Genomic DNA, 26,433 nt, shown 5'->3' on the forward strand with positions numbered 1-26,433 from the left:
GTTAAAGGGTAAAGGAAACAAGACTCATACATACTCATTCCTTTCCTGATAACCCTTCCCTCTTAACTGAAAGTTATTGCATTATAATCTGTCTAGCAAGGCTTTATGAGAATTACTTCTGTATTCATACGTAGATTTGCAATTATATCAAAACATTTTATCGAAGCTTTTGTAAAGCAGTATATAGATTAGTACAAATTAAAAGTTAAGCAAAGAAGTATAGCAGTCCTAAATCATTTGTGAAATTTATATATATTTCTTTCTTCTTTCTTACCTTTGCATCCTTGGCGGTAGCCTGCGGCAAGCCGCTTACGCGTCTACGTTCCCTTATCTATATTTTTCACTACTTATTTGAGTTGGCTATATATAACCAATACTTTTATGTTAAAGGGCAAAGAGACAGCCTTTTAATTCACTTATATCTTTAAACTTTTCCCTAATACACTCTATCTTCAATAGTACTTAAGTAAAAATTATTAAGTACGCAACAAGTCGTTATTTCTTTTTATTACTTGTATCTACTGACGATCATCAATTAATATTAAATTAAATTTTATTTGCTTAGTATTTGTTTATACATTTTATTACATTGTTACACTAGGCATTAAAAGGTATTTAATTCGATCGCATAAAAATAATTAAGTATTAACCCTTACTATTACTTAAAGTATATTTACTATTATCAATTTAAATTTATCAGCAACTAATAAACCTAAATCGGTAAATTTTTCTGAGAAAATACGCTTTGTTTTTTCTTATTTTGTTTAGACAATTAAGATTACGAGTGTTTACTCAAACCTCAGTAATAAAACCTAATAAAGTTTTATTTTATATGTTTTCCCTATAATGATTTGTGCAAAATTATTCAAAATAATGCCAGAAATAATTATTTGTAAGAAAAATGCTCTCAAATTAGTTACGACATTTAACTTAGCATTCGCAGTGTTAGCTAGTGCTAATGCTCCTGCCCAGGCATTACAATTTAACTTTACCTATGCTCCAGATACTCGCCAGGAAGTAATCGACGGCTTTAAACAAGCAGGCAATTTTTGGTCGTCCCAACTCAAAGATACCTATGTAAACCCTACCTGTCGTTGCAATACTCAGACTACCGTCAATATATCCATTAATTATGGCCAGCTATCTAATGCCAATGCTTTAAGCGGAACTCGCCCAAGAATGGTGCGCTTAAGTTACCAAGATTATCTAACTCAAGCTTTTCAAGATATTACTTCAGCAAGTGATTTGCTGGCCTTTCAAAACCTACAAATTGGTAGCAACAACAAATCTATTATTGGAAGTATTTTACAAGGAAAAACTCTCTCTCAAGTAAATCTCAATGATATTAAGAAGCTGAACAGAAACTCTGTTCAGTTGGCTAGTTCGCAATTTAGTATGCTGGTCAACACTTCCAGTCGCCTCACTTTTGATAATGCTCAAAACCTCAAATATATAGGTAGCAACGCAGTAGTTGATAATAATGGCAATGATAACAATCAGAAAATTTGGCTGACTAGTGCTAATGCTAAAGCCTTCAATCTAATTCCAGGTAATAATAAGGGTTTTGATGCCCAGATTATGATCAGCAATTCTATGCTGACTAATACAGGCGATTTCATCAAAGACTCGATTTGGGATTTTTCTAGGGTCTACAATCCTGAGCTAAAAAAAGTTGATGCAAATAAGTATGACTTTGTAAGTGCTGCTGCACATGAAATTGGTCATGCGTTGGGGTTTGTAAGTGGAGTTGATGCTTTTGATATCCTAACCTCTGTAGCAGCCAATAGTGGTAGCAATCCAATCACAGATAAGGACTTGACTTATGTCAGCCCACTAGATCTGTTTCGCTATTCTGACGACAGTAAGCAAAATAAAGTGTTTGATTGGTCAAAGGGCGGAAACAAATACTTTTCTATTGATGGTGGAGCAACTGACCTTGCTAATTTTGATGGTAATAATTATCAAGGTAGTCATTGGCAAGCAGCAAATAATGTAAGTTCGATGTTGGGAGTCATGAACCCCACATTGAAAAAAGGTAATGTATTAAGTATTTCCAATCTTGATTTACAATTGCTGGATGTTATCGGTTGGGATCTAAATTCAAAATTTGTAGATCAAACAGGCTTGAAGCTTCATAAAAACATAAAGGTCGATATTACCTCTTCTTTGTTTGACAACGCTATTACTCGGAGTACTAGCACTAGCAAAGCTACGGGAATTCGCTACTGGCAAAACATGGATGACAAGTATATGGAAGCCAGTCAATACACCGAAACTCAACACATTGAAGACCCAAGTGTAGAAAATGCCAGTTTAGATCAACTTTTTGATGTAGATCATGATCATGATCATGAACAACAAACCTCTGTTCCAGAACCAAATGCGATCGCGGCTCTGAGCCTTATTGGTTTATGGGGAATTGGTAGGCTATTTAAGCGTCATCGAAAATAAACCCAGATCAGCAAAAATACTAAATTAATCTATAATTTAAGTCTTTAAAAGGAGACTAATCTAAGCTTTGAGTATGGTTGTTAATCAAATCTTGCTTAAGCGTTTACTTTGTTATCTTTACTGATTAATTTGCAAACTTAATAGTGTTATGAAACCACTAATTACAAAATATATATTTTATTTAAGATATATTTTAAATATTGCTGGTGTTTTTTTATAAAAATTTGCTTTTAATTTGCTATTCTCAATAAAATGAGATATTAATTAAGCAAGTATGAGTAAGCATCAGTATTTTTTACTTTATTTGCTAAAAAAAACAATGAATATCAAGATTTTTTCTCCTATATTTTTATCATCCTTACTAGCTTTTTCCTGTGCTTTACCACATCAGGTGTTAGCAGAATCTACACCAAAGGGTAGAGAAGGTTTACCAGGACGAAGGATAGGAGGGGGAACGCGTGGAGGATGTTCATTGAATAGTGGGCAATTAACTGCTTTAATCCCCGAAAATAACTTAGGGCTAACACAAACAGCCCGTCCAAAGCTATTCTTTTATTTGCCCTCAACTTCTACATCAAAGTTAATTGAATTTGTTTTACAAGATGAAAACGGTAATGTGATTTATGAAAAAAATTTTACGACTACTGGTAATAAGGGAATTATAAATATTAACTTGTCTGATTTGGCATCTACACCTGCGCTAAGTGTCGGTAAAAATTATCATTGGTTCGTTTCTATTATTTGTAATCCCCAAAGACGAGAACATGATATTGCAGTAGATGGTTGGATTAAACGAGTCACATTAGACGCAAGAACTGCTCAAATATTAAAGCGTGCTAAACCTATAGACCAAGTAAATTTTTATGTAAATCAAGGTCTTTGGCAGGATGCGATCGCCACTCTAGCACAACTTAGAGATAAACAACCAAATAATTCTCAGTTGTGGGCAACTTGGTCACAGCTATTGAGTTCGGTTAAACTGGATGCGATCGCTAAAGAACCTCTTTTAAATATCGAAAGCCAGCCCAAACAATTATCAAAGTTGAAATAAACTAATCAAGGTAGTTATTATAAAAGAAAATTAGCCAGTTTTTTAAGCTGTTACACTGCTAAATTAGAGCGTGAATCAATTATCCAAACATGATATTCTCGCTTCTAGAAAAATGTCAGACTTGCAGAAATTTACCTTTTTAATAGCCTTGGTAATTCCTAAGTTATTCAAAAAAAATCATTCCCTGGCATTTGTAGCCACTTACTTCAAGCAACTGTTACCCACACTGAGCTTGAAAACTTCTGTGATTGCTATCAGTATCATCACAACAGGATTGGTATTAAGCATTAGACAATTAGGATTTTTAGAGTTTTTGGAATTGGTTACTTTTGACCAAATGGTACGTCTTCAAGGGGATGCTGGTGCTGACTCACGACTGCTGATAGTAAAAATCACGGAGGCTGATCTCAAACAACAAAAACAATGGCCAATTTCGGATCTATCTCTTTCTCAAGCACTACAAAAGCTACAGAAGGCGCAACCAAAAGCTATAGGTGTAGATTTATATCGTAATCTTCCTAAACCACCGGGTAGAGAAGCTTTATTGAAGGAACTGCAAAAGCCTAATGTCATTACTATCACTAAATTAGATGATATAAACGCTGAAGGTGTTGCGCCTATGGCTGGTATTTCCGCAGAACAAATTGGTTTTAATGATTTTATCGTTGATACTGATGGGGTTGTCCGTCGTAATTTAATCTATGCCTACCAAGGTAAAGAACAGTATTATTCTTTTTCTCTACAATTAAGTTTAAAGTACTTAGCAGAGCATAATCTTGCATTTAAAGTTACACCAGATGCGTTGCATTTAGGTGATACTATATTTCCTGCCTTGTATTCTCATACGGGCGGTTATCAAAACCTAGATGATGCTGGTTATCAAGTATTGATTTCTTATCGTTCACCCCAAAAAGTAGCACAACAAATCACATTTACTGATGTGTTGGAGGGTAAGTTTGATCCCAACTGGGTTAAAAATAAAGTAGTGCTAATTGGCACAACAGCCCCTAGCTTAAAAGATTTATTTTTTACTCCTTATAGTGCAGGTAACTTATCCAACCCTGGTATGCCAGGTGTGATGCTTCATGCTCAACTAGTCAGTCAAATTTTGAGTACGACTCTAGAAAATAAACCATTATTTTGGTTTTGGCCAGAATGGGCAGAAGCTTTGTGGTTTTGGCTTTGGGCTGTGGTTGGAGGTATTTTAGCATGGCGACTGAAACATCCACTGCCTCTAGGAATCGCTGGATTAGTGTCTTTGGGGGCTTTATTTACTATTTGTTTGTCTGTATTTGCCCAAGCAGGTTGGATACCTTTATTACCTGCTACATTGGCATTGATCTTAACAATGGTAAGTGTTATTAGTTATAAGCTATGGTACAGTGCCTTGCATGATAGCTTGACTAAACTACCAAATCAACTTTTGTTCTTGAAGTATTTGCAACAAGCAATCAACCAAACAAAAATTCATCCACAAAATCGCTTTGCTATCTTGTTTTTAGATATTGACCGTTTCAAGCTTGTGAATGAAAGTATTGGTCATCATGTAGGCGATAAATTATTAATCAACTTTGCCCAACGATTAAAAACTTTTATGGGGCGTAATGGTATTGTTGCCAGGGTTGGAGGAGATGAATTTGCAATTTTACTGCCCAATATTACTGATAGTAGTGAAGCAACTAACTTCGCTGATCAACTCCAGCAGCAAATGAGCATACCTTTTAAATATCATAGTCAAGACATATTTACTACTATTAGTACTGGTATTGCTTTTAATCAAACCCAACTCCACCATCTCCCAGGTGATTTGCTGAGAGATGCACACACTGCTATGTATAGAGCTAAAGACTTGGGTAAAGCCCGTCACGAAATCTTTGCAACAGGGATGCATACTCAAATTCTTCAGCTTTTTCACTTAGAAACAGATATGCATCACGCCCTTAATAATCAAGAATTTTGTCTTAATTATCAACCTATTGTCTCAATAGAAACTGATAAAATTATTGGTTTTGAAGCACTTGTTCGATGGCAACATCCGCAGCACGGATTGATTTCTCCAATCGAATTTATTCCTGTTGCAGAAGACACAGGCCTAATTATTCCTTTAGGAAAGTGGATTTTACAAGAAGCCTGCCATCAGTTATCTGTTTGGCAAGCTCAATATCCGAGTGAGCCACCTTTAATGATGAGTATCAATCTTTCTGGGAAACAATTGACTCAACCTGATTTAGTTGAATACATAGAGGAGATTCTTGAGACAACGGGTTTAGATGCACATAGTTTAAAGTTAGAAGTTACTGAAACTGTAGCGATGAAAGATGTAGAAAGTGCAATCTCTATATTATTAAAACTGAGAAGTTTGAATATTAAACTTAGCATTGATGATTTTGGTACTGGATATTCTTCCTTAAGCTATTTACACCGTTTTCCTGTTAACACCTTAAAGGTAGACCGTTCCTTTGTTAGCCGTATGGGTGATACAGATGAAGATGCATCTATTGTTAACACAATAATTATGCTGAGTCACTCTCTAGGTATGGATGTTATTGCCGAAGGTATAGAAACGAAAGCACAGCAAACAAAATTAGAATCTCTTGGTTGTGAGTATGGACAAGGTTATCTTTTTTCTAAGCCTCTTGACAGTGAATCTGCAACGGCTTTGTTAAATAGATATATTTACAAATAAGGTAAAAAATTATATAACATTTTAAACCGGCTGCAAATTGTAACTAATCACACAATTTTTCTGGTGATAATTGATGGTCTATGTCTGCTTCAACAAAGGTTTGGACATAATAGGAAAGCCAATTCTATACTTATTATTTAAATAGAGAAATTTAGGTATCTGATGCCCAGCAAAGAAGTTCAAGTCAAAGAGTACACTGTTCGAGCGCACAAACGGCTGATCCATACGCGCATCTTTAACTTTGTCTGTAAGCAATGCGAACAAACGACAAGCCGAGAGACTTTTGGCCCACGCCCTCTATATTGTGAAACCTGCCGCCCTCCTGGGCCGCCCAAGAAATCTTCTGCACCTGTACCTGCTAAGAAGGGCAAGCCTAGAGCCAAGACTTATAAAAGTGATGTGGACTTCAATAAATAGTTCAAGTTCATTGGCGATTATTGACTGTCTTTCATAAATAAAATGCTTCTGGCTAATTGCTTACCAGAAGCATTTTACGTGTTTTGCTTTGGACAATTTGAACTATTGACAGTACATTGGTACCATGCGGTCACTTAGGCTATCTATCTAAAACTTGATGATTTAAGCTCATAGGTGATACATTCTATTTTTGTCCTACACCAACGGGAATCGTTTCCCCAAGAACTTTGGCGAATCTTTGTAAATAGAAGTCCACAGGATTTGCTACTGTCTGAATTGAAGAGCGATCGCTCACCAACTTCCACCATGTCTGCAAACGAGGCGTTTGGGCTGGTAGTGTGAATTTACGAAAATGTTCTAATAGCGGTAAACGTTCAAACCAAGGATAGAAACTAATATCAACGAGGCTAAATTGATTTCCTAATAAATAATCACCTTTGCCGAATGCTTCTTGTTCAATATATAGAAGTGCTTCTGTGAACTCTGTTCTTCCTTGTTCCTGTTCTTGGCTATCTTTACCCCGGAGAAATTTGTTAAAAGCTGGGACAAAGCGAGTGTTGGCGTAATCTATCCAAATGCGAGCGATCGCCTTTTCGGCAGGATCTTGAGGTAATAACGGGGGTTCAGGGAACACTTCATCTAGATATTCATTAATAATGGCAGATTCATAAATAATCACATCTCCATGTTTGATAGCCGGAACTTTGCCATAACGCGAAATCTGCGTGTACCCATCGGGTTTGTTCTGTAAGTCAATTTCTATTGGAGTAAAGTCAATACCTTTCTCTAGTAAAACCACACGAGTACGTTGCGCGAAGGTAGAGGCTTTAGCATAGTACAGTTGTATGTTGCTCATAAAATCCTTTCCTTGTAATTATCGTGAATACAGACTATGTAAGATTGCATATCTCAAACTAAAGCAATCAGCACAGAAACTAGATGTGTTGATTAGAGCAGTTAAATAATTTGACTAACAGGTATTTACATCTTTTAGATGATATATTACACTTTGTCGGTCGATTTATTGTAGTTTAAATCATCATACAGCCTTTCTGGTAATATGTATACCTAATTATTAGTTTTGCTAAATATAGCAATCCTAAATCAGTTGCAAACAAATCTATTGCCTATTGCCTCTTCCCTATTGCCTGCCCCCATGAGCAGTTTGTAAATCAAATAGGATTGTTATGCTTGTCTTACCTGTTCCCTGTCTCTATGAGTAGTGCAGCGAACCGGATTCCTATAGAGCAATTTGATACTTTGTATTTTGTGAAAATGATGTAACCTAACAAGACCTTAAAGATGAGGAGAAATCTAACAAATGGCAAACATTGCATTGATTGTAGGGGCTGGTAGCGGACTGAGCGCATCTTTAGCGCGTTTGTTTGCAAAAGAAGGTTACACCATCGCTTTAGCCGCACGACAGATTGATAAACTCAAGACATTATCTAATGAGATTGGAGCCGTCAGTTTTGCGGCTGATGCTTCTCAACCAGATGAAGTAGAACAACTATTCCAAAATGTTGAACAAAAATTAGGAGTGCCAACAGTAGTTATATATAATCCCAGTTGGCGAGTTCGGGGTTCGTTAGTGGAACTTGAGCCAGCCGACGTTGCCAAAACATTAGAAATCACTGCTTATGGCGGTTTTTTGGTAGCACAAGCCGCCGCAAAACGTCAGTTGGCTGTAGGTGGGGGAGCGATTTTCTTTACAGGTGCTTCTGCCAGTGTTAAGGGTTATCCTGGTTCTGCACCGTTTGCTATGGGTAAATTTGCTTTGCGGGGTTTAGCGCAGAGTATAGCGCGTGAACTTGCTCCTCAAAATATCCATGTAGCGCATTTCGTAATTGATGGAGCAATTCGTTCTGCGACTCGGATTGAGCCAGAAGATAAACCAGATAGCTTGCTTGATCCAGATGCGTTCGCGAAGCGTCTCCGAAGGAGATTCGCTCAAACTTATCTCAACATTCTACGCCAACCTCGCAGTGCTTGGACATGGGAAGTAGAATTGCGTCCTTGGGTAGAAACATTTTGATGAAATAGCTTAATGATAGGAGCTAGGGCGTGTTTTCAAACTACAACCAAAGCAAAATTATTGCGATCGCAAATACACAACTCTCCGAAAATAATTAACTATAGCAAACCGTGTAAGAGAGCCAAACAAATCTATTGCCTGTTGCCTATTGCCTGCCTCTACAACTAGTTTGTAAATTTAGTAGGATTGCTATATCAGTTCAAATTTTTTTTCACACTAAACCATTTATCGTATAACGCTTGATAAGTGCCATTCTCTCTGAGTTTCAGCAAAGCACTATTAATCGGTTTACGGTAGGGGCTGTTATTAGGCAGAACAATGCCGTAATTTTCTTCGCGGAAGACACTGCCCACCACCTCTACTTGTCCTTGACCTTGATTAGCACTATAGAACAGAAGTACAGGAGAATCAAACACAACAGCATCAGTTTTTCCTGTTTCCAAAGCGTTGTAAGCCTGCTCAATTTTGGCAACTTCTAAAACGGAAATTTTGTGTTCTTTTAAATATTTTGCGGCTGTACTGCCAGTTGTTGTTGCCACTAGCTTACCAGGTAGATCTTCTACAGAGTTGATATCTCCTTGTAGCTGTTGCACAGTTAGTGAGGTGGTAGCGGCAGCTGTAAAGTAAGCGACAAAAAGAACGCCGATGAACATCCAAATAATCGCTAACACCCGGCCCATAACTCCTTTAGGCATTTCATCAGCTTGAGTAGCTAAGGTAGCCGCCGCCCACCAACAAGCTTTGAAAATCCCTGGAAAATACGATTTGGGAATCATCTCTTCGGGGTGATGACGCTCAGATAACCAAATCACGTGAGCCGCTATGACAATGAGCAATAGTGCTAATCCGAACACTTGGAACAGCGCAGGTGAGAAAAATAAGGACAAAATATTAGGTGTGCCAGCAGTATTGAGTTTTGTGTTGCGGATCAAAATTTGTAACCCCCCAGTAAACATGGGTAAGGAAAAATCAAATTTTTGTTGACGTTCGGCAGTAATTGAAATGGCGGCAATGCCTGCGTCAGCTTTACCACTCTCAACAGCTAAGAGTAAATCAGCTACGTTTGGATACTCGACAAATTTAAACTCTGCACCAATTAGGCTGGCAATGTTACGCCAAAGTTCAACACTAAATCCTGATAGTTCACCTTTGTCAGTAAATACAAAAGGGGGAATGGCTCTGGTTGCTATGATTAATGATTTTTGAGATTGTTGAGCATCAGGTTTTTGAGACTGCGCTGGATAAACTATCAGCAATAACACCAAAATTCCGCAGACTAACCCCAACCAGATCTGAGGTTTCAGGAAACGCTTCATGTTCCTAGTCGCAAGAAATTGAGAGAATTTCCGGGCGAATGCATTGATCATAAGTATTTTCTGAGAATTAGATGCAATATCTATCATTCCCAAACAACGACAAATATCACATAATTCCTTAAACAAAAGTGAGATCGATGAACCTCACCCCAACCCCTCTCCGAGACGGAAAGGGGCTTTAATTCTGCGACTAAACACACAGGTATTGAAATGGCTGAAATTTCCTGGCACTTTGGAGATATTATTTGGATTATCCTATTTTCGCTCTTGTATATCTTGACAATCCCTTAATTTTTAATCTCCGGAGTTAGTCCTAGCTCAGTTAAACATCAATAAAAATTAGCAATAATCCTGGGCTACAAGCGTTACATTTATAAGAAATCTATGTTGCTCCATTAGCTTGGGGAGCAGTGTTGCTATGGAAACTTCTGCTTCTGTTCAAGGTAGCTCGTCTCCCTTTGATTTTTTCAGCTTTGTTACGACACCTCAACCTACACAAGATGCCGACATACTCAAACAGTTATCATTTGTTCCAGGGTTAAAAGAACTCTTAATGCTACGGCAAGTTCACGCCCTAGAACACGCTACTGTTTGGGTTCTCAGTGAAACGAAAAATATTCATGTCCCCCCAGGAAGACCGAATAAAGTTCAAATTGATAACGAATTGTTGGGTGGTTTGTCTACTGACCAAGGCTTTTACCTCTATGGTGAAGTCAATATCAGCGATTTGCGGCGTGCAGTCGCTCAGGCGCTCGTGCGGCTCACTCATGGCGAATGGGATTTGGCTGTGCATCCCCGGTGCGGCACAAATTTATCAGTGGCAATGTTGTTAACTGCTGGACTAGCTGTAGGCGTGAATTTATTGCTACCATTTCGTCCAGTTGAACAGTTGATTGGTTTAGGGTTAGCAGCTACGACAGCAGCAGAAATCGCCCCAGATTTAGGTTCTGTGACGCAGCGATATCTTACAACTGCTATTCCCTTTAATCTCGTAGTTGAAAATATTACGATTAGTCGTGATGTTTGGGGCAGGGAGGGGCATTTTGTCAAGGTAAAATGGCGAGATTAATGTTAATTCGTAATTGATAATGCGAAAACTCTATTTTTTATTGCCTGGAACTCATGGCAAATTTGCTTGTGGTGGTCTTTGGGCAGAGTTAAAAACGTTGAAACTGACTCAGCAAGTTTGTAATGCTGATGTGGTTACTTACCGCCAAAGAGAAACAGATAAGCTTTTTTTAGATGACCTGCTCAAAGAACCTAACTTAGATGATGTAATTTTTGTGATTAGTTGGGGGTTTGATATAGCTAAATTAGCGAAAAAACTTAAGCCCTACAATGTTATTTATCATGCCCATAGTGCAGGGTACAAATTCAAGTTACCTGCTAGTATTCCTATCATTACTGTGAGTCGTAATACCCTAGGGTATTGGGGGCAGAAGTCTCCTAATAGTCTTATTTATTATTTACCTAATGAAATTAGCCCAGAATTTAAAAATTTACATTTAGAACGAGATATTGATGTTTTAGTTCAGTCCAGGAAATCTTCTGAATATTTACTAACAGAATTAATTCCAGCTTTGCAGCAAAAATGCAAAGTCTTCGTTGTCAATTCTTATGTGGAAGATTTACCTGGTTTATTTAATCGCGCTAAAATTTACCTCTATGATTCTGCTGAGTATTGGGCGCAAACAGGTGTTAGTGAAGGTTTCGGGTTGCAACCACTAGAAGCTTTAGCTTGTGGCTGTCAGGTATTTTCTAGCGTCAATGGTGGACTTTCAGATTATTTAGATCCGGGGTTTAATTGTTATAAAATTGCTGGTTATTCTCAAGAATATGATGTTCAGCGTATTCTAAATGTGTTGAACTCTCCAGTATTTTCAACATTGTCAGAACAAGTGCTAACAGAGTACCGCAAGGAAAATATTATTCATCGGCTGCAAGTGATTCTCAAGGAATTAAATGAGTTTTTTGATCACAAACAGCATCATCAAGGCAATATTAAGGATTTAACGCAAGGGCGTTTAGTTAGTTTACTAGTTAAAAGTATCTATAGTAAGGTGAAGAAAAAATACTTGCGTACTTGATATTTTCATCAGACTCAAGCCTGTTGATGTTGACTCAACAGGCTTCACTTTTCAATATATGCCCCGATCGCGTGTTCCTTGCTTGCGGATAACATGGAATTGATGTTGTAGCTATCTCACGTAACTTAAAATCAGGGTTTGAAGTATGAAACTCCCACTTGTAGCTTTAGCTGTTGTGGTTGGTGCGTTAGCGCAGCTTACCGAAGGTATCGCTCTAGCTCGTCCTGTCTATGCCCAACAAGAGAATATTGATCCTATCATGTATCAACGCCACGAAGCTGCTGCATTGCTCACTGAGCCAGCCACAATTAACAGTGGTGTAAATAACGCTGTAATAATATATCGCGTTCGTAGCTTGAGACAAATTGCTGAGTCTATCGGTAAAGTCCGCGAAGAGAAAGGATGTAAAAATATCAAACCTCTGGAGATACTCAACAATCCGGAGGCTGCAATTAAGGAATGTGAGAAGCCAGCTAAAAACCAAACTCCTCAGCGTAACGGTGAACCAGTTGACTATTTAAAGGTTCCTCGGCTGGATTCTGGTGGGGTGCGTTTGACGGTGACTCAGTTCTAAAAAAATCTCTTAGACAAGCAAATATTCAACTAATCGTCTCTATTTAGCCTTCTCTGTAAAGGTTGGCTGTGGGTAGGGGCGTAATTTTTTTTGTGCGATCGTATTTACTTTAGCTGTCATGAGGATATCTAATTAATACTATCCAACATTTTTTGTCAAGTCTAGTTGACATTTTGTAACAAACTTGTTAAATTAATTTACATAAGTTAACAACCACAAGAAAACATTATGTACACCACCATTGACGAACAAGGTATTTTAAATAACTACGCTACTGAACCCAAAGTTTACTATGCGGCTTATCCTTCAGCTGAAGAGCAACGTAAATACGTTTTTCAAGGTGCGATCGCTACTTTATTCCTAACTGCAATCATTTTGGTTGCTTTAGGCGTTAGCTAAAATCTTCTTTTCCTTGGTATCGCTGTATCTAAATCGTGAATGGAATCTCTCTCAAACCCTGGTAACGCCGGGGTTTTTTGTTAGCATTTGTGGAATTGAAATGGTCAAGGTGTATTTATCAAATAGTCATTACATCAATTACTTGACCCATGAAAGCCGTCATCTCTAATATTGCGCTGTTGGGATTGAGCGCAGGTTTACTAGCTAACAGTTCCGGTGTTGTTGCACAAACAGCTAATAGTGAAAAATTTATTGCTCTGGGTACTGAACCGTTTTGGAGTGTTACTGTCAGCAAAAGCGGCATTGTTTACTCTTCACCAGAGGTAAAAAAACAAACCTTTCCTTACGTCGCACCCTTAAAAGCACAAGGCCGCCCCGATGATTTTGTGAGAGTTTATCGGCTGAGAGGCAATAACACGTTAATTATCAAAAAAGATAACACCTGTAGTGATGGGATGTCCGATAACAAATATCCTTACTCAGCTGTTTTGATTTTGGGTAACAAGGTTTTGGAAGGTTGCGCTAAGTAAGTTGTTAAGCACCTAATTTGCAGTTTAGACCGCAGGGGAGAAATTATTTATATTTTTAATTAAGTGAAATAGTATGAGCTAGACATGAGCAAGAAAAAATATTGATTTTAACAATACAATCAGGTTGTCCTTTCCCAACTTTTTTAGCGTGTTAGGCATCCTGACGGTTCTTCTATCCTCCTTTTTCTTAGCGTTTCACAACGTTACGGTGCGAGTTTTGTTTTCCGAACATCTCGTGCTGGGTTTATTTTTAATAGGTGGATACGTTAAACCGGATTTGCAGAATTCATTCTTGTTAATGTTCATGCGAATGCTGCTTGTAGTTCCACTCATGGCTTCTCTAGCATTTAAGCTTTATCCATCTGGTGGCGAAGAAGTGCGAGATTTGTTCAAGCACAAACGCACTGATGTTCTTATACAAGCATTTGGTTGTGGGGTGCTGATGTTTGTATATATTGCCTCACTCTACATTGCGATTGGCTTGATTCCAACGGGAATTGCCATTACTCTGTTTTTCTCTTATCCAGTATTTACAGCGTTACTGGCTTGGAAATTTTTTGATGATCGCCCTACACCCTTTCGTTGGTTGGTGATGGGCATTATTCTAGTAGGTAGTGTTCTCACCGTTCCTCAATCTTCTACCAGCTATAGCAATTCTGCCATTGCGATCGGCATTATCACCAGCGTGGGTGCTGGCATAGTGTATGCCTTCTATAGCGTCATTGCTCAAAAATGTTTAGAAAAATTCCATCCAGTTCCTTTTACTTGGATCAGTTTTGCTTCTACCTTGGTGCTTTCCGGCGTTAGCTTACTGTTCTGGCCGCTTCCCAATAGCCAACTTGATTGGACTCCTATGTGGATTGGTAGTATTTTTTCGGGTTTAGTCAGCTTTGCTGGACACACACTAAATAATCAGGGAATTCGCATGATTAGTGCCACTAAAGCCTCGATAATCGGTGCTAGCAGTCCAGCGATGACAGCAATAGTCGCATGGGCAACAATTAGCGAAACTTTAAATGTAATTCAGAGTGTGGGGATTGGGATTGTTACACTAGGTATCGCGTTGCTGAGTGGTGAAAGGCAAAAATCGTAGTAAAATCTCAATCTCTTCAGTACGCACTACGAATTAATGTAATATCATGCCCGGTTAATAATTGATAATTCGGTAAATCTGTGCAGAAATAGCAAAACACTCTCCCCTGCTCCTCTGCCCCTCCGCCCCCCTGCGGTCTTTATGACAAGTCTTTAACCGAACACGAAATATATGCCTGCTAACGCTATCCTTTTCGATTTAGATGGGACACTAACAGACCCTAAGCCTGGAATTACTCGTAGTATTCAGTTTGCGCTGTCTGAACTCGGTCACAAACCACCGCAGACTAATGAATTAGACTGGTGTATAGGCCCACCGATCAAAGAGAGTTTTTCTCAGCTACTAAACACTTCAGATAACACTGTGCTGGAACAGGCAATATCACTTTATCGCAGCCGTTTTTCCACAATTGGATTATTTGAAAATACTCTTTATCCTCAGATTGTAGAAACTCTGAAAAATATTCGTTTTGCTGGTTATCAAACTTTTGTAGCCACTTCAAAACCTTATATTTATGCAACACGCATTATTGATTATTTTGGCTTATCGCCGTTTTTCGATGGCGTTTATGGTAGTGAATTGGACGGAACGCGGAGTGTCAAAAGTGATTTGATTCACCATATATTATTGACAGAAAATATTTCGCACTCTACTGCATTTATGGTTGGCGATCGCAAACACGACATGATAGGAGCAAAGTATCATAATTTAACTGCAATTGGTGTCACCTATGGCTATGGAACAGAGCAAGAATTACGGGATCATGGTGCTGATTTTATTGCCCATTCTCCAGATGAGATTGCCAGAATTTTAATTTATAATTTGTAGCTTAAACGTTTTTCTGTTTTGACTTAGCTAATAGTGCTGTCCCGTAAGCGGCTTCTGTATTTACCGATGCAAACACAGGCACTTTTAAACAGCGCTGACGAATCGCATTCCAAGTGGAATTTGCTGCACCACCGCCTGCGGTATATACAAGTTGTAATTTATCTGCACCTAAGTTTTGAAGTAACTGGTAGCCGCGTGTTTCTATCCGGGCAATACTTTCTAGCAAACCGTGTAAAAATTCTTTGGGGTTATCTGGGCGTGGTGTGAGTCGCGGGGCTAAATTGGGGTCATTAATGGGAAAGCGATCGCCTGGCTTCAACAAGGGATAATAATCTAACTCACTAGCTTTGGTAGCATCAATTTCACTGCTTAAGCTTTCTAACTCTGCATTTGTAAAAAACTCTCGTAATACAGCACCTCCGGTATTGGAAGCACCGCCAGTTAGCCACAAATCACCTAAGCGATGGCTGTAAATTCCGTAACGTGCATCTTCTACACGGGTACGACTTAATAATTTCAGTACGAGTGTCGAACCTAAAGATGTCACTGCTTCCCCAGGTGATTTTGCACCACTGGCAAGAAAAGCCGCAATACTATCTGTTGTACCAGCGCAAACAATACATTTTTGTGGCAAACCGAACTCAGACGCGATTTCTGGGCGAATTTCAGCGATGAGAGTTCCTGGCGGTAAAATTTTTGGTAATTCAACAGGTATTTCTAATTTCTGCAACCAGTCTGGATAGTGCAAATTTTCTACGTCATAACCCAGCTTTAAAGCATTGTGGTAATCGCTGATACCCAATTGCCCATGCAGTAAAAATGCTAACCAATCTGCCTGATGTAGAAAATATTTAGCTTCTGTAAAAAATGGTTGTTGCGACATCCACAGCAGTTTGGCAAGGCTAGAAGTAGCACTGATTACAGTATGGTTGGGCGGTGCAACAGTTTTTAACCGGTCTAACACAACTGCTCCCCGCGCGTCGTTGTAGAGTAAAGGTTCATCTATAGGTTCACCAGCCCCATTGCACAGCAGGACAGTGGAAGAAGTACCATTAATAGCGATCGCTTTGATTTCGCGCCGTAATTGCTCAGGAATCTGGGCTAATAGGTTCCACAAGGCTTCTTTCCAGTCGCTAATTGCCTGTTTTTGCCAAGGATAGCGTACCTGGGTTAGCATATTCCCTTCATCATCAATCACAACTGCCCGTGCGCCAGATGTACCGTAGTCGATTCCCAAATACAAATCCATATTTTTATAAATTTTTCTTATAGAAAGTAACTAATGACTACTGACTAAGAACTGATTATGTTGCATCTTGTAACAAGATATTCCACTAGCTTGGCAAAACAGTGAAAAGTAGTAAACGTAGTCATAATCCATTCACGTCAGGAGATTTTCAACTATGCTGATCTCAAATGCTCTAATGCTTGGTGTGACCTCTATTTCTGACACTCAAGTGTATATCGCTCTAGTTGTTGCGCTAATTCCAGGCGTTCTGGCTTGGCGTTTATCAACAGAACTTTACAAGTAACACCATGCTCTGATCACATGGTCAGAGCATAATACTAAGTGCCACACCCTTGCACAACAATCAGGTTAAACCTGATTGTTGTGTTCATCTGAGATATAAAAATCAGCAAAAAGACGCTTCAGCCCTGGCAAGAGTAAGCTCTTAATCACCTAATTTGCAATTTAGACCGCAGGGTAGCAGGGGAGAGGGTTTGAAGTTTTTACCCAAAATTTTAATTGTGCAACTTCTAAGCACAAAAGCTTAATTATAAATTTGCAACAGCAGAAGTCGAAAATTTAGAAGAGCAATATTTGAATAATTTGTAGATACTAAAAAGCACTTAAGTACTTTACTCACTTAAGTGCTTTGTCGCATAAATTTTCACCAGTTCACTTGATTGCTAAAACATTTATTATTTACAATACTTCTTTAGATAGATGATATATTGTAAATTTTATTCGTATCTAACATCTAGCGAAAAGGTATCACTCCTTGCAATAAATAAGGCTATCGTTTATTGGGTAAAAGCAAACATCCACAGAGTGACACTTTATCAACTGCCACTATTAAGAAATATCTCAACTAATGATATTGAATCAGACAGAGCATAACCGGAGGAAATTATTAGATGTATAAGTAAAAGGTAGAATTAATGATAAATTGCTAGTTAAATCAAAATAAGAACAATATAATTGCAAACTATTATTCAAAACAGTAAGATATGGGGCATTTAATCCCATTTCCATATGAAGACGCATAAAAATAACCCCACCGCCTGCGGCCTATTTGTATCAAACTGAAAGAGAAACGGTATTAGGTGCTGAACTATGCCCAAAGATAAAGTTATAAAAGCTCTAATTCCGGCTGCTGGTTTTGGCACTCGCTTGTTTCCAGCCACGAAAGTTGTGAAAAAAGAATTATTTCCCATTATTGACCGAGATGGCAGGGCTAAACCTGTAATTTTGGCAATTGTTGAAGAGGCAATCAGTGCTGGAATTACAGAAATTGGCATTGTAGTACAACCAGATGATGTCGGGATTTTTACAGATTTATTTAAAAACCCGCCACAACCAGAACTTTGGCAAAAGCTATCTCCAGAAAATAAAAAATATAGCGAATATCTGCAAGAGATTGGCGAAAAAATTACAATCATCACTCAAGAAAGTCAAGAAGGCTATGGTCATGCAGTTTTCTGTGCAAAAGATTGGGTGCAAGATGAACCATTTTTGCTGATGCTAGGCGATCATGTTTATGCATCGCAGACTGACGAATCTTGTGCTATTCAAATGCTGAATATTTATCAAAAAGTGCAGCAAAGTGTTGTGAGTTTAACTACGATGCCAGCGAGTGTAATTCATCAAGCTGGGTGTGTAACCGGAGTGTGGCAAGAAAATAATTCAATTTTGCAGGTGACACAACTTGCAGAAAAGCCAAGCGTTGAGTATGCACGTCAAAATTTACGTGTAGCAGGGATAGCAGAAGACGAGTTTTTATGTATATTTGGCTTATATGTGCTGACACCAAGAATTTTTGATTGTTTAGCAGCACAGATTCATCAAAATTTACGCGATCGCGGCGAATTTCAGTTAACATCATCTCTCGACAGTCTATGTCAGCAAGAGGGTATGACTGGCTATGTTATTCAAGGGAAGTGTTTTGATACAGGCTTACCTGATACTTATCGACAGACAATGATTGATTTTAGAAATATAGGTAACAGGCAATAGGCAATGGGCAATAAGTAATATTACGGTATTCCGGCCTGTTGAAAAATTTGTGCGGGCGTAATTTGCAACCCTTCAAGTAACGCATCTTCTAAACTATCTTCACCCGTTTTTGTTTGTGGCCGTGCATCAGGATAAAAGACAGTCACCGTCTTAGCTTTAGCATCCACAACCCAAACTCTCAATACACCCGCATCTAGGTAATCTGTAGCTTTTGCACTCATTTCGCCAAAAGTTTGGTCAGGAGAGATAATTTCAATTGCTAAGTCTGGAGGTATAGGACAAGGTTCATCTGCAATCACATCGCTATTCAGGCGAGAGTAGGAAACAAACAGTAAATCTGGTACGGGAACCCAGTCTCGACCTTGGCGTTTTAAAGTGACCGCCCACTCAATACCAACCTCACCGCGATTTTTCGCCCAAAGTGCAAGAAATTGGCTAAGAGTAAGGGTTAAACGTGAATGAAATCTTTTTGGAGCCATTTTTGGTTTTGCTTTACCATCAACTAATTCGTAGGTTATATCGCCTTCTGGTAAGGCTAGAAATTCTTGTAATGTAAGTTGAGATTTGACAAGAGTCATAGCGATCGCATTTTCTTAGCCATTAAACATATTATGTCTTGTTGGGCAATTTTGACTTGATATTCCGTTGAGAAATATTCTTTAACTACACAATCAAGTTATTTTGGCTGAAGGTACTAGCAATAAAGTTATTAAGTATAGCTAAAGTATTAAAAATTGCGCTGCCAGCAATGCCATCAGGGTCAATTTGGATTAAAGTATTTGACCCTGATTGAATACCTTGGATGTAACCGTCAGCAATGGGATTTGTGCCGATGTAATTTAAATTTATTAACAGAGTTTGTAGTACCAAAACATCATCTGTACTGCTGAAGTCGGTAATGGTATCAGTTCTTTCATTCAAATTAGTAAAGACAAATTTATCATTACCAGCGCCACCAGTTAGGCGATCGCTACCAGCACCACCAATCAGGGTATCATTTCCAATATCACCACTGAGAATGTCATTACCAGCCCCACCATTGAGAATGTCATTGCCAGTACCACCGTTTAGGGTGTTATTAGCGTTATCGCCTGTAATACTGGGAACATCAAAAATAAGTACACCAGTGTCTTTTAAGATGGCAATATCAAGTGGAGATATATCATAGCGAACTCCCCGCTCATACACTACACCATTCATTAAGTCTGCAATTAAATCACGTCCTGGACTGGGTAAATCATTGCCTACATGAGTAATATTGCCAAACGTCAATGGCACAGGAGAACCGTAAACATTAATGGCTTCACTTCCTACAAAGAAGAAATTTTTACCATCAAAAGTAACTTGTTCATCAAATGTAGATTGATAATTTCCTGGGAGTTTCCCTTTGATGCCATCTTTCCATCCATTGATGCCAAAGACATGACCAAACTCATGGAGAAATATAGAAAAAGCATCTATTTTGTCTTTTGGTACAGGGCTAATTCTTGCTGATGGATCGGGATCAAACCACAGGTCATTGACTAGATAATCAGGATTGAAGTTAAACTCAATGTCAGGAGTCACACCATTAGGATCGATTTGGGTGCGAATTTCTGCTGTTGCACCTGGCTCATATACATCAATGCTGCCGTTATTATGTACAAAAGATGAAGTCAAACTTCTCCCTGTAACTGTTGGATTAGTGTTAGAAAAACTCACCACTATCTCTAAGCTGGCATTACCGACAATATATTTATCCCAATATGAGCCAGCAGCTAATATGTGAGACTTGATAACAGAGTAATAGCGAGAAAATTTCCCCGATGGATCTTTAAAGGTGATATTAAAATTTAGGGCAGCTTGTTCCACAGCGATTGTTTCTCCTGCGACAATTATATTTGTCAAAGTTTTTTGTAAAAATTCTGGCTAAATCCTAAGAGGATGTCTGAGAAGTATTAAATATTTCGCTAGCTCCCCCCTAGCTGCGGTGTATACACAAGTTATTGAATCACTACCAGCCCTTGAATTACCCCACCCTAACCCTCCCATTGGAAAGGGGAGGGAACTAGATTTGTTAGTTTCCCCCCTTGGCAAGGGTGGATTAAGGGGGGTAGCCTTAAAAAGGCAGGAATAATCTCAAAGTCCCCCTTTTTAAGGGGTATTTAGGGGGATCGGGATATGTGCAACTTCACATTAAATTGGTATAAGATGTCTACACTTCACCGACAGTTAACTGCTGAAGCCGAAGTTACTCTTTTTAAATCTCCAGTAAAGATGGCTTTGTAAATATAAGGTGATGAACCCGCGCAAGTCATAGGGCTTTTGTCAGCACGACGAGGTGACCACCATGATTGTCCTGATACAGTTAAATTTGCTCCATTCCAGGACAAATTATTGACAATTAAAGAGTTAGTTTTACCATCACTCGGTTTTTTAGCAGTGACGAATGTGGCATAGTTAACGTTGCCATTAGTAGGATTAATCCGGGCTATGATTGCTACTTTTGGGCCACCACCTGTACCATAGCTAGTAAGCCAACGCCCAAGAGCAAAGCGGCGAAAATCATTACCAATCTGGCTACCTGTAGCAGAAAAAACACCATACAAAACGCCTTTTCCGTCCCAAAGTAAGCCGTAGCCTGTACTATCATCCTTTGTTGTTTCGTAGTCGCTACGACACCATTTTTTGACACCGTTATCAAAACGGATGATGCGCGGGTTTTTGTTGACTAATGATACTTGCTGATAACCGATGTAGATAGTTGTTCTGCCAAAAGTTACTTTGGGCGGATTTTTAAGTTTAATGGTGGACTCTTTTTCACTGCAAGTAAATGGCACACTTGTACCGATAGATTTCTGGACAGTAGTTTGAGCAAGAACTGGAAGAGTTGCAAAATGAGAATTTAGAGCTAGTGGTAACAGTGCAAATCCTAGATATTTAAACAATTTATAGTAATGAATCATGGAACTGTATACAATTTGCCGAGTAAGGGAAAAGCACAAGATAACATAAAGCTTTATCAGTACCTAACCGTGCATTTTTGTAGATTGTGAGACAAAAACCTTGAGAAAAATGACACATCGCGTTAAGCTTCCTTAGCGTAACTGCACGCTGTGGCATCTAGCGATGACAAATCAAAACTCCCCGCAAATTCCTTCCTGTACTTGGAACCGTCCCATTGGTCTTGGCTGGGACAAACCTTATACAGTTCGCTACGCTAGTAATATTGATGATGGCCCTTGGCATGGTATGCCTTTGGGTGGCTTTGGTGCAGGTTGTATCGGTCGTTCTTCACGGGGAGATTTTAACCTGTGGCATATTGATGGCGGTGAGCATATTTTCAAAAATATCCCGGCTTGTCAATTCAGTGTGTTTGAGTCTTCTGAGACATCTTCCCAAGCCTATGCTTTGTCCACGCAAGCACCGGAAGATGGCAATTTACAAGCTTGGCAATGGTATCCGGCTAGTAGAGGCAGGGGAGAGTCTGCTTCTTTGCAAACAGGTAGTTACCATGCTCTGTATCCTCGTAGTTGGTTTGTGTATGAAAATGTGTTTCAAACACAGTTAACTTGTGAGCAGTTTTCACCTATCTGGGCAAATAATTATCAAGAAACTAGTTACCCTGTGGCGGTGTTTTTGTGGCAGGCACATAATCCTACTAATGCACCAATTACTGTCAGTGTGATGCTGACTTGGCAAAATATGGTGGGCTGGTTTACTAATGCGTTGAAATCGCCTGGCGTGCAGATACGTGATGATGGTAGTCCAGTTTATGAATATCAGCCGCGCTGGGGGGAGAGTCAAGGAAATTACAATCAGCTAAGTGAAAATTCAGAATATTTGGGTTGTGTTTTTGGAAGAGAAGGTATTGCGGAACCTCTGCAAGAAGGCGATGGTAGTTGGTGCATTGCTACGCTCAAACATCCGCAAGTTGAAGTGTTTTATCACACAAAATGGAATCCGGTCGGCACGGGTGAAGAGGTATGGCAAAGCTTTGCGGCTGATGGTTCTTTGCCTAATTATATAGATGCAACACCAGCAGCAGCAAATCAACAGCTAGGAACTGCGATCGCCGTTCGTTTCACTCTCCAACCAGGGGAAACTCTGGAAGTTCCTTTTGTGCTGGCTTGGGATTTGCCGATAACAGAATTTGCGGCGGGAGTTAATTATTATCGCAGATATACAGACTTTTTTGGCAAGAGTGGTAATCAAGCTTGGTCAATAGCGACGACTGCCTTACAAGAATATCAAAACTGGCGATCGCAAATTCAAACTTGGCAGCAACCAATTCTCAATCGCCAAGACTTACCCGACTGGTTCAAAATGGCTTTATTTAATGAGCTTTATGACCTGACTAGCGGTGGAACTCTCTGGAGTGCAGCATCAGAACTCGACCCCATCGGTCAATTTGCGGTGTTGGAGTGTTTAGATTATCGCTGGTATGAAAGTTTAGATGTGCGGTTGTATGGTTCCTTTGCTTTGCTGATGTTGTTCCCAGAACTGGAAAAATCAGTGATGCGGGCTTTTGCACGGGCAATTCCCCAAAGTGATGATCATCAACGAATTATTGGCTATTACTATACCATTGGTGCAGAAACCACAACTGCCGCCCGTAAAATTGCCGGGGCGACACCCCATGATTTAGGCGCACCAAATGAACACGTCTGGGAAAAAACTAACTACACTTGCTACCAAGACTGCAATTTGTGGAAGGATTTAGGCAGTGATTTTGTATTGCAAGTATACCGAGATTTTCTGCTGACTGGTGCTGATGATGTGCAGTTCTTAGCAGATTGTTGGGATGCAATTGTGCAAACTCTTGATTATTTGAAGACTTTTGACAAAGATAATGATGGGATTCCTGAAAATTCTGGCGCACCAGACCAAACTTTTGATGATTGGCGGTTGCAAGGTGTGAGTGCTTATTGTGGTGGGTTGTGGTTGGCGGCGTTGGAAGCTGCGATCGCAATTAGTAATATTTTAGCGAACCACAGAGAGAACGCAGAGGAGTTTGTTCAGCAAAAGTCTATTTATGAAGGTTGGTTAACTCAGTCTCGCCCTATCTACGAAGAAAAACTTTGGAATGGGCAATATTACAAATTAGATAGTGAGAGTGGTTCGGCTGTGGTGATGGCGGATCAATTATGTGGTCAATTTTACGCCCGACTACTCAATTTACCGGATATTGTACCAAGCGATCGCGCTCTCTCTGCCTTAAACACTGTGTATGATGCTTGCTTCTTGAAATTCCAAAATGGTCAATTCGGTGCAGCAAATGGTGTACTTCCCGACGGTTCACCAGAAAACCCCAAAGCTACCCATCCTTTAGAAGTCTGGACAGGAATTAACTTTGGGCTGGCAGCTTTTTTGGTACAGATGGGAATGAAAGATGAAGCTTTTAAGCTGACACAAGCTGTAGTGCAGCAAGTTTACGACAACGGACTACAATTTCGTACCCCAGAAGCCATTACTGCGGCTGGCACTTTCCGCGCCAGCACTTATCTTCGGGCTATGGCAATTTGGGGCATTTATTTAATGATGAATTAGCAACGTTCATAACCAACCCCAAGTCCTTCGTCACAAATGAGTTGAGTTTCTCTATGGATGAGGTCTCGTTCATAACCAACCTTATGTCTTTTGCCCTATTGCCTGTTGCCTATTGCCTAAGTATTAATTTTTAGAAAAACCGCAAATCTCAATTTCTTCTTGGCTAAAATTCTCCATCAATATCTTGCGGAGAACACGCTGAATATGAAGATGTTTTCCCGGCTTGACTTTTGTCAGTGTCAACAGCAATAGATTATTTTCTCCAAAATGTTCTATGCCAGCCACTCGCGTAGGTTCTAGAACATTTTGTTCATCCATTTTTAACTGCTGTCCTACTTTTTCAACTACTCTATATACATGATCTAAATTTGAATCATAGGCAACGCTAACTTCCACCCTGGCATATATATACTGCTTGGAATAGTTTACAATTGAGCCAATATCTCCATTACGGATAATCTGTAATTGTCCATCAGGATGACGGACGTGAGTAGTTCGCAATTCAATCGCTTCTACAATTCCCTCTATAGTTCTTTCTTCTAATTTCCCAACTTCAATATAATCACCCACCAAGTAATAGTTTTCAAACAAAATCAAAAATCCACAAACAACATCATTAATCAGGTTTTGTGCGCCAAGCCCAACTGCTATACCTACGATTCCTGCACCTGCTAAAATCGGTGCAGGATCAATACCAATCAGCTTAAGTATAGTCACTCCGGCAGTAAAATAGATGAAATATTTGGCAACACTCCGCATTAAAGGAATCAGTGTTAGCCGTTTCTGTCGCTGTGAGTCATTAGTATTTGTGGTTTTTAAGTAAAACTCATCAAGCATGAAGTAAGCAACTTCAGTCAAAACATTGCTAATAAAGAAAACCCCAATAATCTGCACAATTGTCGGGGTATAAGCACTTATCCAAGCAATAGGTTTTATTTCGGGAACAACGAGATTTACTATTCCAACATAAAGGACATATTCTAAACACTTTTTGAATAGGGGAATTAAATGGCGTAAATGTTCGTATAAATTAAGTAAATTATTTGAGCTAGAGTATTTAAGACTCAAAGCATCAAGAGTATCAACAATAGTAGCAACAGCTTTAACAATAAGTAACCCAGCTGAGATAGTAATGTAGATTTTTAAAGCAATGAAAAGGTATTTAGAAACGATTTCTGGCAGGTAGAGAAATTTAGCACATAAAATAGCAGAGGATATCCATATAGAATGAATAATAATCCTTTTTAAAACTTTAAAAAAAGCATCGATGCTTTCATCATTAGCTTTGATGTGATCGACTTTTTTAGCGTAATTGCAAATCCAGTCTAGACAACGGCTTAAGGGTGATATGCTCAGTTTGACTAGCAATAGCAAACTCACAGTTTTTAAACTTGCTGTGAGCATATTGAGCCAAAATTGAGTAGGAAAGCTGCGAAGAAGATTAAGTTGAAATTCTTGAACGTTTCCGCCGCGATATATCACCATCCCATTTATCCCAACAATCGCCAGGGATAGCACTACAGTAGTTAAAATTAAAATTCTGCTAATACTCTGGCGGAGTAGAGTTATATTAGCAGTTCTTTTTTGCAGCCACGAAACCTTAGTAAATCTCTTGAATATTAAGCTAATCAGCCAGTTAAATAACCAGAAAATAGCTATTAAGGATATGACTTCGCCCAGAATAATTACTATATTAATCATTTAAGTATAAATTTTGCAAAAGACAGTTATATCCCCAATTTCTCAAAAAATTGGGGATATAGTTTTAACCTACCTTGGGAGACAAGGATTTTTTCGCCTACGTTCGCGTAGCGTCTCGTAGAGAGGTGCGAGGTTTAAAACCTCGCTTCGGGGCTAATTTTTTCACTACACCCTACACCCCACACCCCACACCCGCCCCGTTCGCGTAGCGTCTCCGCAGGAGAAGGGGCTTTATTAATAAAATACACTCACAGATCCAGAAACTAGAAAGCCTCTGTTTATAGATATTTTCAACATCAAAACAAAAATGCAAGGAAAGTTAAGACAGTTAAGACATCTAAAATAAATAATAAGATTTATGTAATACTCAAAAGCTTTTTATAATCTAAGCTTATCTATAATTAATACCAGCAAAAGCAGAACTATGCTGAGAATGCCATAACCAAAGATGTCTGCACTACTTTTGAGTCGGTGTTGGATTGGATTAAGTAACTTGTA

Annotated in this window: 22 protein-coding genes and 1 pseudogene; 16 read left to right on the plus strand and 7 right to left on the minus strand. The window is 39.0% G+C overall.

Annotation, left to right across the window (positions count from 1 at the left end; genetic code table 11):
* Positions 1-873 precede the first annotated feature (873 nt).
* The 4 genes from H6G76_RS07430 to H6G76_RS07445 all read left to right on the plus strand — a co-directional run bounded on the left by H6G76_RS07430 (position 874) and on the right by H6G76_RS07445 (position 6,605).
* Positions 874-2,451, plus strand: coding sequence for an NF038122 family metalloprotease (locus tag H6G76_RS07430; RefSeq protein WP_190697740.1), 1,578 nt, complete (start codon positions 874-876; stop codon positions 2,449-2,451).
* Positions 2,452-2,770: 319 nt separating this feature from the next.
* Positions 2,771-3,502, plus strand: coding sequence for a DUF928 domain-containing protein (locus H6G76_RS07435; protein ID WP_242056335.1), 732 nt, complete (start codon positions 2,771-2,773; stop codon positions 3,500-3,502).
* Positions 3,503-3,572: 70 nt separating this feature from the next.
* Positions 3,573-6,188, plus strand: coding sequence for an EAL domain-containing protein (locus tag H6G76_RS07440; RefSeq protein WP_313934753.1), 2,616 nt, complete (start codon positions 3,573-3,575; stop codon positions 6,186-6,188).
* 162 nt (positions 6,189-6,350) lie between these two features.
* Positions 6,351-6,605, plus strand: coding sequence for a hypothetical protein (locus tag H6G76_RS07445; RefSeq protein ID WP_190697742.1), 255 nt, complete (start codon positions 6,351-6,353; stop codon positions 6,603-6,605).
* Positions 6,606-6,789: 184 nt separating this feature from the next.
* Here the strand turns inward: H6G76_RS07445 and H6G76_RS07450 are convergent, their stop codons facing one another.
* Positions 6,790-7,461: a glutathione S-transferase family protein gene (locus H6G76_RS07450; protein ID WP_190697745.1), complete on the minus strand. Its 672-nt coding sequence runs from the start codon at positions 7,459-7,461 to the stop codon at positions 6,790-6,792.
* 465 nt (positions 7,462-7,926) lie between these two features.
* Here H6G76_RS07450 and H6G76_RS07455 point away from each other — a divergent pair, with 465 nt between their 5' ends.
* Positions 7,927-8,640: an SDR family NAD(P)-dependent oxidoreductase gene (locus H6G76_RS07455; protein ID WP_190697748.1), complete on the plus strand. Its 714-nt coding sequence runs from the start codon at positions 7,927-7,929 to the stop codon at positions 8,638-8,640.
* Between the two features lie 194 nt (positions 8,641-8,834).
* Here H6G76_RS07455 and H6G76_RS07460 read toward each other — a convergent pair whose 3' ends face one another.
* Positions 8,835-10,007 carry a transporter substrate-binding domain-containing protein gene (locus H6G76_RS07460; protein ID WP_190697750.1) on the minus strand — a complete coding sequence of 391 codons (1,173 nt, stop codon included), beginning with the start codon at positions 10,005-10,007 and terminating at the stop codon, positions 8,835-8,837.
* A 123-nt stretch (positions 10,008-10,130) separates the two neighbouring features.
* On the opposite strand from H6G76_RS07460, the pseudogene H6G76_RS07465 reads away from it, so the two are divergent.
* The 8 genes and pseudogenes from H6G76_RS07465 to H6G76_RS07500 form a co-directional block, all read left to right on the plus strand.
* Positions 10,131-10,247 (plus strand): annotated as a pseudogene (locus tag H6G76_RS07465) (cytochrome c oxidase subunit 3); the annotation flags it as partial.
* 127 nt (positions 10,248-10,374) lie between these two features.
* Entirely contained in the window at positions 10,375-11,025 is a 651-nt protein-coding gene (locus H6G76_RS07470; protein ID WP_190697752.1) for a DUF6391 domain-containing protein, read from the plus strand.
* 19 nt (positions 11,026-11,044) lie between these two features.
* Positions 11,045-12,043: a glycosyltransferase gene (locus H6G76_RS07475; protein ID WP_190697754.1), complete on the plus strand. Its 999-nt coding sequence runs from the start codon at positions 11,045-11,047 to the stop codon at positions 12,041-12,043.
* 145 nt (positions 12,044-12,188) lie between these two features.
* Positions 12,189-12,617, plus strand: a complete 429-nt coding sequence (locus tag H6G76_RS07480) for a hypothetical protein (RefSeq protein WP_190697756.1) — start codon at positions 12,189-12,191, stop codon at positions 12,615-12,617.
* 228 nt (positions 12,618-12,845) lie between these two features.
* Complete coding sequence (gene psb34 / locus H6G76_RS07485) at positions 12,846-13,016, plus strand: photosystem II assembly protein Psb34 (RefSeq protein ID WP_190697759.1); 171 nt, start codon at positions 12,846-12,848, stop codon at positions 13,014-13,016.
* A gap of 149 nt (positions 13,017-13,165) precedes the next feature.
* Positions 13,166-13,546: a COG3650 family protein gene (locus tag H6G76_RS07490; RefSeq protein ID WP_190697762.1), complete on the plus strand. Its 381-nt coding sequence runs from the start codon at positions 13,166-13,168 to the stop codon at positions 13,544-13,546.
* 148 nt (positions 13,547-13,694) lie between these two features.
* The gene (locus tag H6G76_RS07495) at positions 13,695-14,639 is read left to right on the plus strand and encodes a DMT family transporter (protein WP_190697833.1); all 945 of its coding nucleotides are present in this window, start codon (positions 13,695-13,697) and stop codon (positions 14,637-14,639) included.
* Between the two features lie 171 nt (positions 14,640-14,810).
* Positions 14,811-15,467: an HAD family hydrolase gene (locus H6G76_RS07500; protein WP_190697765.1), complete on the plus strand. Its 657-nt coding sequence runs from the start codon at positions 14,811-14,813 to the stop codon at positions 15,465-15,467.
* A 1-nt stretch (position 15,468) separates the two neighbouring features.
* On the opposite strand, the gene H6G76_RS07505 is transcribed toward H6G76_RS07500, so the two are convergent.
* Entirely contained in the window at positions 15,469-16,716 is a 1,248-nt protein-coding gene (locus H6G76_RS07505) for an FGGY-family carbohydrate kinase (protein ID WP_190697767.1), read from the minus strand.
* Between the two features lie 175 nt (positions 16,717-16,891).
* On the opposite strand from H6G76_RS07505, the gene psaM reads away from it, so the two are divergent.
* Positions 16,892-16,999 carry a photosystem I reaction center subunit XII gene (gene psaM / locus H6G76_RS07510; RefSeq protein WP_242056340.1) on the plus strand — a complete coding sequence of 36 codons (108 nt, stop codon included), beginning with the start codon at positions 16,892-16,894 and terminating at the stop codon, positions 16,997-16,999.
* Positions 17,000-17,805: 806 nt separating this feature from the next.
* Positions 17,806-18,705, plus strand: a complete 900-nt coding sequence (locus H6G76_RS07515) for a UTP--glucose-1-phosphate uridylyltransferase (protein WP_190697770.1) — start codon at positions 17,806-17,808, stop codon at positions 18,703-18,705.
* Between the two features lie 20 nt (positions 18,706-18,725).
* Here H6G76_RS07515 and H6G76_RS07520 read toward each other — a convergent pair whose 3' ends face one another.
* The 3 genes from H6G76_RS07520 to H6G76_RS07530 all read right to left on the minus strand — a co-directional run bounded on the left by H6G76_RS07520 (position 18,726) and on the right by H6G76_RS07530 (position 21,650).
* Positions 18,726-19,283 carry a Uma2 family endonuclease gene (locus H6G76_RS07520; RefSeq protein WP_190697773.1) on the minus strand — a complete coding sequence of 186 codons (558 nt, stop codon included), beginning with the start codon at positions 19,281-19,283 and terminating at the stop codon, positions 18,726-18,728.
* Positions 19,284-19,368: 85 nt separating this feature from the next.
* Complete coding sequence (locus H6G76_RS37635) at positions 19,369-20,592, minus strand: calcium-binding protein (RefSeq protein WP_199337285.1); 1,224 nt, start codon at positions 20,590-20,592, stop codon at positions 19,369-19,371.
* A gap of 314 nt (positions 20,593-20,906) precedes the next feature.
* Positions 20,907-21,650 carry a hypothetical protein gene (locus tag H6G76_RS07530; protein WP_190697775.1) on the minus strand — a complete coding sequence of 248 codons (744 nt, stop codon included), beginning with the start codon at positions 21,648-21,650 and terminating at the stop codon, positions 20,907-20,909.
* Positions 21,651-21,813: 163 nt separating this feature from the next.
* On the opposite strand from H6G76_RS07530, the gene H6G76_RS07535 reads away from it, so the two are divergent.
* Positions 21,814-24,234 carry a GH116 family glycosyl hydrolase gene (locus H6G76_RS07535; RefSeq protein ID WP_190697778.1) on the plus strand — a complete coding sequence of 807 codons (2,421 nt, stop codon included), beginning with the start codon at positions 21,814-21,816 and terminating at the stop codon, positions 24,232-24,234.
* Between the two features lie 123 nt (positions 24,235-24,357).
* Here the strand turns inward: H6G76_RS07535 and H6G76_RS07540 are convergent, their stop codons facing one another.
* On the minus strand, positions 24,358-25,932 hold the full coding sequence (locus H6G76_RS07540) for a mechanosensitive ion channel family protein (RefSeq protein ID WP_190697839.1): 1,575 nt from the start codon (positions 25,930-25,932) through the stop codon (positions 24,358-24,360).
* Positions 25,933-26,433 lie beyond the last annotated feature (501 nt).

This window comes from Nostoc sp. FACHB-152, assembly GCF_014697475.1.
In the GTDB taxonomy this organism is placed as follows: Bacteria; Cyanobacteriota; Cyanobacteriia; order Cyanobacteriales; family Nostocaceae; genus Nostoc_B.

Bases quoted from the DNA above. Each gene is read 5' to 3' on its own strand.
- H6G76_RS07430 (WP_190697740.1), top strand. From the start codon at position 874: ATGCCAGAAATAATTATTTGTAAGAAAAATGCTCTCAAATTAGTTACG.
- H6G76_RS07435 (WP_242056335.1), top strand. From the start codon at position 2,771: ATGAATATCAAGATTTTTTCTCCTATATTTTTATCATCCTTACTAGCT.
- H6G76_RS07445 (WP_190697742.1), top strand. From the start codon at position 6,351: ATGCCCAGCAAAGAAGTTCAAGTCAAAGAGTACACTGTTCGAGCGCAC.
- H6G76_RS07450 (WP_190697745.1), bottom strand. From the start codon at position 7,461: ATGAGCAACATACAACTGTACTATGCTAAAGCCTCTACCTTCGCGCAA.
- H6G76_RS07455 (WP_190697748.1), top strand. From the start codon at position 7,927: ATGGCAAACATTGCATTGATTGTAGGGGCTGGTAGCGGACTGAGCGCA.
- H6G76_RS07460 (WP_190697750.1), bottom strand. From the start codon at position 10,007: ATGATCAATGCATTCGCCCGGAAATTCTCTCAATTTCTTGCGACTAGG.
- H6G76_RS07470 (WP_190697752.1), top strand. From the start codon at position 10,375: ATGGAAACTTCTGCTTCTGTTCAAGGTAGCTCGTCTCCCTTTGATTTT.
- H6G76_RS07475 (WP_190697754.1), top strand. From the start codon at position 11,045: ATGCGAAAACTCTATTTTTTATTGCCTGGAACTCATGGCAAATTTGCT.
- H6G76_RS07480 (WP_190697756.1), top strand. From the start codon at position 12,189: ATGAAACTCCCACTTGTAGCTTTAGCTGTTGTGGTTGGTGCGTTAGCG.
- psb34 (WP_190697759.1), top strand. From the start codon at position 12,846: ATGTACACCACCATTGACGAACAAGGTATTTTAAATAACTACGCTACT.
- H6G76_RS07490 (WP_190697762.1), top strand. From the start codon at position 13,166: ATGAAAGCCGTCATCTCTAATATTGCGCTGTTGGGATTGAGCGCAGGT.
- H6G76_RS07500 (WP_190697765.1), top strand. From the start codon at position 14,811: ATGCCTGCTAACGCTATCCTTTTCGATTTAGATGGGACACTAACAGAC.
- H6G76_RS07505 (WP_190697767.1), bottom strand. From the start codon at position 16,716: ATGGATTTGTATTTGGGAATCGACTACGGTACATCTGGCGCACGGGCA.
- psaM (WP_242056340.1), top strand. From the start codon at position 16,892: ATGCTTGGTGTGACCTCTATTTCTGACACTCAAGTGTATATCGCTCTA.
- H6G76_RS07515 (WP_190697770.1), top strand. From the start codon at position 17,806: ATGCCCAAAGATAAAGTTATAAAAGCTCTAATTCCGGCTGCTGGTTTT.
- H6G76_RS07520 (WP_190697773.1), bottom strand. From the start codon at position 19,283: ATGACTCTTGTCAAATCTCAACTTACATTACAAGAATTTCTAGCCTTA.
- H6G76_RS07530 (WP_190697775.1), bottom strand. From the start codon at position 21,650: ATGATTCATTACTATAAATTGTTTAAATATCTAGGATTTGCACTGTTA.
- H6G76_RS07535 (WP_190697778.1), top strand. From the start codon at position 21,814: ATGACAAATCAAAACTCCCCGCAAATTCCTTCCTGTACTTGGAACCGT.